Source organism: Actinomadura sp. 7K507 (assembly GCF_004348425.1).
Classification (GTDB): Bacteria; Actinomycetota; Actinomycetes; order Streptosporangiales; family Streptosporangiaceae; genus Spirillospora.
The window spans coordinates 1-8,399 of sequence record NZ_SMKK01000323.1; the positions used below are offsets into that span (position 1 = coordinate 1).

Genomic DNA, 8,399 nt, shown 5'->3' on the forward strand with positions numbered 1-8,399 from the left:
ACCGTGGCTTCAGCCACCCGTCCCACGAGTGCACCAGGACCAGGAACCAGCACACCCGGCCGCAATGCCCAAAGAGCGAACATCCCGCGGACGCCCCACAACAACCACCGCAAACCCACAACAACCACCGCGACCACGACCAAACGCAGGCCCCGAGGGAAGCAAGAAACCCGATCGCGCAGCGAGCCACAGGCCGAGCCGCAACAACCAAAACCACCGCGACCACGACCAAACGCAGCTCCAAGCGAAGCAAGAAACCCGATCGCGCAGCAAGCCCCCAAGGCGAACTGAAGCGACCGCACCGCAGAACCCACCACTCCGCCGACCCCAGCCGTCGCCCCAACCCCGCAACAACCAAAACCACCGCGATCGCGACCGAAGGCAGGTTTCGAGCGAAGCAAGAAACCTGATCGCGCAGCGAGCCCCCAGGGCGAGTCGAAGCGATGCAGCGATCGCACCGTAGTTCCCGCCGAAGGAGGGCCTCCAAGGCCCGACGCCAAGGGAACTACAAAGAAGCTAGTGCGCTGCTTCCTGCCAGGTCTGGCCTGTGCCCATGGAGACGCTCAAGGGGGCGCGGAGGGCGTAGGCGCCGGCCATTTCGGTGCTGACCAGGGTCTTGAGGTCGTCGAGTTCGCCGGGGGCCACCTCGAAGACGAGTTCGTCGTGGACCTGCAGGAGGATCCGTGACGTCAGGCCAGCGGCGCGCAGGGCGCGGTCGACGTTGAGGCCGGCGACCTTGATGATGTCGGCGGCCGATCCCTGGATGGGGGCGTTGAGGGCCATGCGCTCGGCCATCTCGCGGCGCTGCCGGTTGTCGGAGTTGAGGTCGGGCAGGTAGCGGCGGCGGCCCATGATCGTTTCGGTGTAGCCCTCCTGGCGGGCCTTGGCGACAATGTCGCGCAGGTAGTCGCGGACGCCGCCGAACTGCTCGAAGTACTCCTCCATGAGGCCGCGCGCCTCGTCCGGGGAGATGCGGAGCTGCTGGGAGAGGCCGTAGGCGGACAGGCCGTAGGCAAGGCCGTAGTTCATGGCCTTGATGCGGGCGCGCAGCTCGGAGTCGATCTGCTCGGGCGGCAGGCCGAACACGCGGGACGCGGTGACGGTGTGGAAGTCGGTGCCAGAGCCGAACGCCTCCAGGAGGGCGTCGTCCTCCGAGAGGTGCGCCATGATCCGCAGCTCGATCTGGGAGTAGTCGGCCGTGAGGAGGGTGTCGAAGCCCTCGCCGACGACGAACGCCTCGCGGATCTGGCGGCCCTCGGCGGTGCGGATCGGGATGTTCTGCAGGTTCGGGTCGGTGGACGACAGCCGGCCGGTCGCGGCGATCATCTGGTTGAACGTGGTGTGGATGCGGCCGGCGTCGTCGGCCATCGGGATGAGGGAGTCGACGATGCTCTTGAGCTTGGCGACCTCCCGCCAGCGCAGGATGTGGTCCAGGACGGGGTGCGGGTCCTTCTCGGCGAGGTTCGTCAGGGCCTCGGAGTCGGTGGTGTAGCCGGTCTTGGTGCGCTTGGTCTTGGGCAGGTTCAGCTCGTCGAACAGCACCTGCTGCACCTGCTTGGGCGACCCGAGGTTGAACTCGCGGCCGACGGCGGAGTGGGCCAGCTGCTCCTGCTCCTTCACCTGGCCGCCGAGGGACGCGGACAGGCCCGCGAGGTGGTCGGTGTCGACCGCGATGCCCGCGCGCTCCATGCCGGCGAGGACGCCCACGAGCGGGAGTTCCACCTCGCGCAGCAGCCGCGTCGCGCCGCGCTTGTCGAGGTCCTTGTCGAGGACGTCGGCCAGCTCGGTGACGGCGCGCGCGCGGACCGCGAGGGCCTGCGCCGCCTCCTCCTCGCCGGAGCCGTCGAGGGTGAGCTGCCCCGAGTCCTCGGTCTCGCTGCGCAGCTCGCGGTGCAGGTAGCGCAGGGCGAGGTCGGCCAGGTCGAACGTCCGCTGCCCCGGCAGCGCCAGGTAGGCGGCGAGCGCGGTGTCGCTGGTGAGGCCGTTCAGCGTCATGCCGCGCGCCGCGAGCGCCAGCATCGGCCCCTTGGCCTCGTGGATCGCCTTGGGACGCGCGGGGTCGGCGAGGTAGGCGGCCAGGGCGCGCTCGTCGTCCTCGATCATCTCGGCCGGATCGAGGTGCACCGCCGGCCCCTTCTTGGACGCCAGCGCCAGCGCGGTGATCTCGCCCGTCCCGCGGCCCCAGGAGCCGGTGAGGGCGATGCCCAGCCGGTCGCCGGCGTTGGCCTCCAGCCAGGCGCCGAGCGCGCCGGGCTCCAGCGCGTCCACGTCGACGTCGAAGCCCTCGTCGGCCTCGGGCTCGGCCGCCGACAGGGTCGCGTACAGCCGCTCGCGCAGCACCCGGAACTGGAGCGAGTCGAACAGGGTGTGGATCTCCTCGCGGTCCCACTGGCCCATGGTGAGCTGCGGCGGCGTCAGCTCCAGCCCGACCTCGGTGTCGAGCTTGTTGATCTGGTGGTTGCGCAGCACCTGGGCGAGGTGCTCGCGCAGGCTGTCGCCGGCCTTGCCCTTGATCTCCTCCACCCGGTTCACGAGCGTGTCGAGGTCGCCGTACTTGGTGAGCCACTTGGCGGCGGTCTTCGGGCCGACCCCGGGCACGCCGGGCAGGTTGTCGCTGGTCTCCCCCACCAGCGCGGCCAGTTCCCGGTACCGCTCGGGCGGGACGCCGTACTTGGCCTCGACGGCGCCGGGGTCCATCCGGGACAGCTCCGACACTCCGCGGACGGGGTACAGGATCGTGACGTCGCCGTCGACGAGCTGGAAGGCGTCCCGGTCGCCGGTGACGATCAGGGTCTCCAGCCCGGCGGCCGTGGCCTGGACCGACAGTGTGGCGATGATGTCGTCCGCCTCGAAGCCCGCGACCGACAGCCGCGGGATGCGCAGCGCGTCCAGCACCTCGTGGATCAGGCTGATCTGGCTGCGGAACTCGTCCGGCGTCTTCTGCCGGCCGGCCTTGTACTCGACGTACTGCTCGTGCCGGAAGGTCGGCTCGGAGCGGTCGAACGCCACCGCGATATGGGTGGGCTCCTCGTCCCGCAGGACGTTGATGAGCATGGAGGTGAAGCCGTACACGGCGTTGGTCGGCTGCCCGTCGGTCGTGGAGAAGTTCTCCACGGGCAAGGCGAAGAACGCCCGGTAGGCCAGAGAATGCCCGTCGAGCAGGAGAAGCCGGTCACGCTTGTCAGGGGTCGCTGCTGTCGTCGCCACACCAGGACTCTAGTCTGCGCGTACGACAGTTTCGTGGAGGCGTAAGTGACTGACAACCCCGGGGCGGAGTCCGCCGCGGCCCCTTCCGGCTTCGGGCCGGACGCGCACGGCGACCTGGGCAGGGCCATGGGCATCGAGTGCCTTGAGGCCACACCCGAACGCGTCGTGGCACGCATGCCCGTCAAGGGCAACACCCAGCCGTACGGGCTCCTGCACGGCGGCGCGTCCTGCGTGCTGGCCGAGTCGATCGGGTCGACCGGCGCCGCGCTGCACGCCGGCCCCGGCCGCATCGCCGTCGGCATCGAGATCAACGCCACCCACCACCGGTCGGCGACGGACGGGTACGTCACCGGCGTGGCGACCCGCACGCACGGCGGCCGCACCCTCGCCACCTACGACATCGTGATCACCGACGACGGCGGGCGCCGGGTCTGCACCGCCCGCCTCACCTGCATGCTGCGGGACGCTCCCGGAGCTTGATCCGCACTTTCCTTTGCGATGCCCGCCCCCGGGTCTGTAGCGTGGATCGAAACGGCCCGGGATCACCGAGTAGACAACGTACGCGCCCGGACAGGGCTCGGACGGCCCCAAAGGTGATCCCGGGCCACTTTTTTCACCGCGTGACCGGCGCCGCACGCGATATTTCACAAAACGGTCACAACAGATCACGACTCGGCCGCAACCCCCACCTCCGCCTCCTCCCGAACCTCCAGGTCAAGTAGCCTCTGCCGCACTGACAAACGGACGCAAAGAGGCAGTCCACGGACATCTGGAGACGCCCATGCAAGGCGGCAGAAGGTTCCGCACCCTGGCACTCACCGCGGTGACCGCGCTCGCCCTCGCGGCCTGCGGCGGCGGCGACGGCGGCGACGGCGAGGAGACCAACGCCGGCGCAGGCAGCAAGGATGGGGTGCTCAAGCTCGGCTACGTCTTCCCGGAGAGCGGCGAGCTGGCCCACCTCGGCCCGCCCCAGATCTCGGCGACCAAGTTCGCGATCTCCGAGATCAACAAGGCCGGCGGCGTCCTCGGCAAGCCGATGCCCGAGGCGGTCGGTTCGGACGAGGGAGGCAAGGCCGAGATCGCCAACGCGTCGGTCGACCGGCTGCTCGGCCAGAACGTCGACGGGGTCGTCGGCGCGGCGGCCTCCGGCATGTCCCTCGCCATCCTCGACAAGGTGAAGAGCGCGCAGAAGGTGCAGTGCTCGGGCTCCAACACGGCGCCGACGTTCACCGACTACAAGGACGACGGCTTCTACTTCCGCACCGCGCCCAGCGACGTGCTCCAGGGGCCGATCCTCGCCGACACCATCACCGGTGACGGCCACGCCACCGTCGCGGTCACCTACCGCGGCGACGACTACGGCAAGGGCCTGGCCGAGGCGACCAAGGCGTCCCTGGAGAAGGTCGGCGCCACCGTGCCGGTCATGGAGGCGTACGAGCCGAACACCACCAACTTCAACGCCACCGTCACCAAGGTCCGGGACGCCAAGCCCGACGCCGTCGTCATGGTCTCCTTCCAGGAGGGCGCGCAGCTCGGCACCAAGCTCATCGAGGCGGGCTTCAAGGCGAACCAGTTCTACAGCGCCGACGGCATGAAGGACGAGGAGATGGCCGAGCGCTTCTCCAAGAACGACCCGTCGGTCATCGAGGGCTTCAAGGGCACCGGCCCCGCCTCGGTGGACAACAAGAAGTTCACCGACGGCCTGAAGGCCTTCGACCCCAAGCTGGAGGTCTTCCAGTACGCGCCCCAGGTCTACGACTGCGTCATGACCATGGCCCTGGCGGCCGAGACCGCCAAGACCGACGACCCCGCGGTCTTCAAGACCAAGATGAACGAGGTCACCAAGGGCGGCGAGAAGTGCACCTCCTTCACCCAGTGCCGTGACCTGATCAAGCAGGGCAAGGACATCGACTACGACGGCGCCAGCGGCCCGCTCGACTTCACCGAGCCCGGTGAGCCCGGCGCCACGGAGATCGAGATCTACGAGTACAACGACAAGGGCAAGTTCGAGATCATCGACACGGTCCAGAGCAAGCCTCTGACCTGATCCCGGCAGCCGAGATCGACAGAAGGGCCCCGGACGGTCGCGGGTTCTAATGATCCCCGCAACACCCTGATCTTCAGGGAGTTGCGGGGATCATGGATTTTGAGGGCCTGAAGGCAGGCTTCTTCGAGGCGCTGGGCCGGGAGAACGGCGGTGTCTCGGGGGCTGCTCGGGCGGTCGGGGCGAACCGTGCGACGGTGTACGGGTGGGCGCGGAAGGCCGGTGTCGGTGGTCGGGGGAAGTCGGGCACGAGCGGGCATCCGGGCCGGGCGGAGTACGACCGGCTTCGCGCCGCCGCGGCACAGGTCGGGGTCAACGAACGCACTGCCCGGGACTGGGACCGCGGTATCCGGAAGATCGGCAACGCGCGCCTGCACCCCAGGTGGCCGCAAGGTCGACTGCACAGCGGGTATGACCGGTACCGTCGCCTCTGCGTCGTCGCTGACGGCGGTCGATGCCGGGCTGCACCCTCGGTTCCTCACGCTGGAAGAGCGGGAGGTGATCGCCGGCATGCACCGTGAGGGCCGGTCGCTGCGCGTGATCGGACGGGTGCTGGGGCGGTCGGCGTCCACCGTCAAGCGCGAGATCGAGGCCCGTGCGGTCAATGGCGTCTACCGGCCGCGTCGGGCCCGGCGGGCGTGGGCGAGGAGCCGGTCGCGCCCCGAGGACGCCAAGCTCGCCCAAGACGGTCCACTGCGCGCGCCGCAAGCCGCACCGCAGCCCGCAGCGGCGCACGAGCCGTTTCACCGACGAGATGGTGATGATCTCCGAGCGTCCCGCCCAGGCCGCCGACCGGGCGGTTCCCGGCCACTGGGAAGGCGACCTCGTCGTCGGCCCCCGGAGCCAGAGCGCGATCGTGGCCCTGGTCGAGCGCTCCACCCGCTACGTCATGCTCGGGCACCTGCCCGGCGGCCACACCGCCGAGGAGGTCCGCGACGTGCTGGTGCCACTGGTCCAGACCCTGCCCGAGCACCTGCGCGGCTCGCTGACCTGGGACCAGGGCTGCCTCGAACACGTCGCCCAGCAACTCAACAGCCGACCACGCAAAACGCTCGGCTGGAAAACTCCAGCCGAGCGCCTGCGTGATCTTGTTGCGAGGACCCCTTGAATCCGCCAGCGGCCGGGGCCCTTCTTCGCTCTCTTCGTTCCTGCTGTTCCGGTTCCTGCGTGTTCCGGTTCGCGGGTGTCCTGGGCTTCCCTCGTGTCCTGGGCCGGTCCAGCGCCGGCCCAGGACGGCCGGGTCAGTCGACCCGGGCGAGGGTGCCGAGGTACAGCTCGATGACCTTCGGGTCGTGCAGCAGCTCGTCGCCGGTGCCCGTGTAGGCGTTGCGGCCCTGGTCCAGCACGTATCCCCGGTCGGAGATCTGCAGGCAGTGGCGGGCGTTCTGCTCCACCATCACGATCGACACACCGCTGGCGTTGATCTGCTTCACCTGCTGGAAGACCTCGTCCTGGAACTTGGGGGACAGCCCCGCGGTCGGCTCGTCGAGCATCAGCACCGACGGGTCCATCATCAGCGCGCGGCCCATCGCGACCATCTGGCGCTCGCCGCCCGACAGCGCCCCCGCCTTCTGCTTACGCCGCTCCCCCAGCAGCGGGAACATCTCGCAGACGAACTTGAAGCGCTCGCTCCACCGCTTCGGCCGCAGGTACAGCCCCATCTCCAGGTTCTCCTCGACGCTGAGCGAGGGGAACACGTTCTGCGTCTGCGGCACGTACCCGACGCCCCGCGACACCAGCTGGTGCGCGGTGAGGTTCGTGATGGACGAGCCCTTCAGCCGGATCTCTCCCGAACGCACCGGGATCAGCCCGAACATCGTCTTGACGAGCGTCGACTTGCCCGCCCCGTTGGGCCCGATCACCGCCACGACCTCGCCCTCCGCGAGAGTGAGGTCGCAGCCGTTGAGGATGTTGATGTCGGGGATGTAGCCCGACACCACCTTGTCCGCCACCAGCAGCGGCTCCGGCGCCTCCTCGGGCGCCTGCGCGTCCTTCTCGGTCATCCTCTACTCCTCCGCCCCAGGCTCGTCGTACTGCGTCCCAAGGTAAGCGTCGATGACCGTCCGGTTGGAACGGATCTGGTCCGGCGTGCCCTCGGCGATGACCCGCCCCTGGGCCATGCAGACGACCCAGTCGCTGATCCCCATCACGACGTCCATGTCGTGTTCCACGAACAGCACGGTCATGCCCTCGTCGCGGAGCGCCCGGACATGCCCGAGCAGCGACTGCGTCAGCACCGGGTTCACCCCGGCCATCGGCTCGTCCAGCATCACCATCGACGGGCCCACCATCAGCGCACGCGCCATCTCCAGCAGCTTGCGCTGGCCGCCCGACAGCTCACCGGCGAACGAGTCGCGCATCTTCGCCAGCTTGAACCTCTCCAGCAGCTCCTCGGCCCGCTTCTCCAGCTCCGCGTCCTGCGAACGCCAGAGCGCCGGCACCAGCGCGTTGAAGAAGTTCTCGCCACGCTGGCCGACCGCCGCCAGCTTCATGTTGTCCAGCACGGTCAGCCGGGTCAGCGCCTTGGTCAGCTGGAACGTCCGCACCATCCCGCGCCTGGCCATCCGGTGGCCGGAGAGCCCGGCCACGGGACGGCCGTCGAACGACCAGGTGCCGCCGTCGGCACGGTCGAACCCGGTCAGCACGTTGAACAGCGTCGTCTTGCCCGCGCCGTTCGGGCCGATCAGCGACGTGATCGTCCCCCGCTGGACCTCCAGGTGGCCGACGTCGACCGCCTTCAGCCCGCCGAACGAGCGGCTCAGCCCGTCGGCGACCAGGATCGGGTCCGGCTTGGCCATCCCCGGCTCGCCGGTCAGGTGCGCCAGAGGGGACTCGTCCGCCAGGACCGTCTCCTCCACCGCCTCCTCTGCCAGCCGCCGGGCCTCGACGATCTCGCTGTCGCCCAGCTCGACGCCATCGCCGTCGGCGCCGAGCCCGTCCTTCTGCTCATCGGTCACGGAGCAACATCTCCCTCCGGCTGCCGAGCACGCCTTGCGGCCGGTAAATCATGATCAACATGAGCAGCAGGCCCACCACCGCGAAGCGGAGCGGCCCGATGTCCGAGGACTCCAGGATGCTGTCGGAGATGTACCCGGCGCTGAGCGCCTGGCGCAGCGAGGTGTCCATCAGCACCAGCAGGAACCAGAAC

5 protein-coding genes and 2 pseudogenes are annotated in these 8,399 nt (G+C 69.2%); 3 read left to right on the forward strand and 4 right to left on the reverse strand.

Annotated features, from left to right (window positions below; genetic code table 11):
- Nucleotides 1–516: 516 nt before the first annotated feature.
- Nucleotides 517–3,207 carry a DNA polymerase I gene (gene polA, locus E1285_RS40935; protein ID WP_132159988.1) on the reverse strand — a complete coding sequence of 897 codons (2,691 nt, stop codon included), beginning with the start codon at nt 3,205–3,207 and terminating at the stop codon, nt 517–519.
- 126 nt (nt 3,208–3,333) lie between these two features.
- Here polA and E1285_RS40940 point away from each other — a divergent pair, with 126 nt between their 5' ends.
- The 3 genes and pseudogenes from E1285_RS40940 to E1285_RS40950 all read left to right on the forward strand — a co-directional run bounded on the left by E1285_RS40940 (nt 3,334) and on the right by E1285_RS40950 (nt 6,359).
- Nucleotides 3,334–3,687: a PaaI family thioesterase gene (locus E1285_RS40940; protein WP_132159993.1), complete on the forward strand. Its 354-nt coding sequence runs from the start codon at nt 3,334–3,336 to the stop codon at nt 3,685–3,687.
- 301 nt (nt 3,688–3,988) lie between these two features.
- Nucleotides 3,989–5,254 (forward strand): ABC transporter substrate-binding protein, encoded by a 1,266-nt coding sequence (locus E1285_RS40945; RefSeq protein WP_132159989.1) that lies wholly within the window; start codon nt 3,989–3,991, stop codon nt 5,252–5,254.
- A gap of 344 nt (nt 5,255–5,598) precedes the next feature.
- Nucleotides 5,599–6,359, forward strand: a pseudogene (locus tag E1285_RS40950) (IS30 family transposase).
- A 133-nt stretch (nt 6,360–6,492) separates the two neighbouring features.
- Here the strand turns inward: E1285_RS40950 and E1285_RS40955 are convergent.
- From E1285_RS40955 to E1285_RS46100, 3 genes and pseudogenes are all read right to left on the reverse strand, one after another.
- Nucleotides 6,493–7,254 carry an ABC transporter ATP-binding protein gene (locus E1285_RS40955; protein WP_132159991.1) on the reverse strand — a complete coding sequence of 254 codons (762 nt, stop codon included), beginning with the start codon at nt 7,252–7,254 and terminating at the stop codon, nt 6,493–6,495.
- A gap of 3 nt (nt 7,255–7,257) precedes the next feature.
- Nucleotides 7,258–8,049, reverse strand: coding sequence for an ABC transporter ATP-binding protein (locus E1285_RS40960; protein WP_132159995.1), 792 nt, complete (start codon nt 8,047–8,049; stop codon nt 7,258–7,260).
- Nucleotides 8,050–8,197: 148 nt separating this feature from the next.
- Nucleotides 8,198–8,399: pseudogene (locus tag E1285_RS46100) on the reverse strand (branched-chain amino acid ABC transporter permease); the annotation flags it as partial.

Coding starts and splice junctions, on each gene's coding strand:
- E1285_RS40940 (WP_132159993.1), top strand. CDS start 3,334: ATGGGCATCGAGTGCCTTGAGGCCACACCCGAACGCGTCGTGGCACGC.
- E1285_RS40945 (WP_132159989.1), top strand. CDS start 3,989: ATGCAAGGCGGCAGAAGGTTCCGCACCCTGGCACTCACCGCGGTGACC.
- E1285_RS40955 (WP_132159991.1), bottom strand. CDS start 7,254: ATGACCGAGAAGGACGCGCAGGCGCCCGAGGAGGCGCCGGAGCCGCTG.
- E1285_RS40960 (WP_132159995.1), bottom strand. CDS start 8,049: ATGGCCAAGCCGGACCCGATCCTGGTCGCCGACGGGCTGAGCCGCTCG.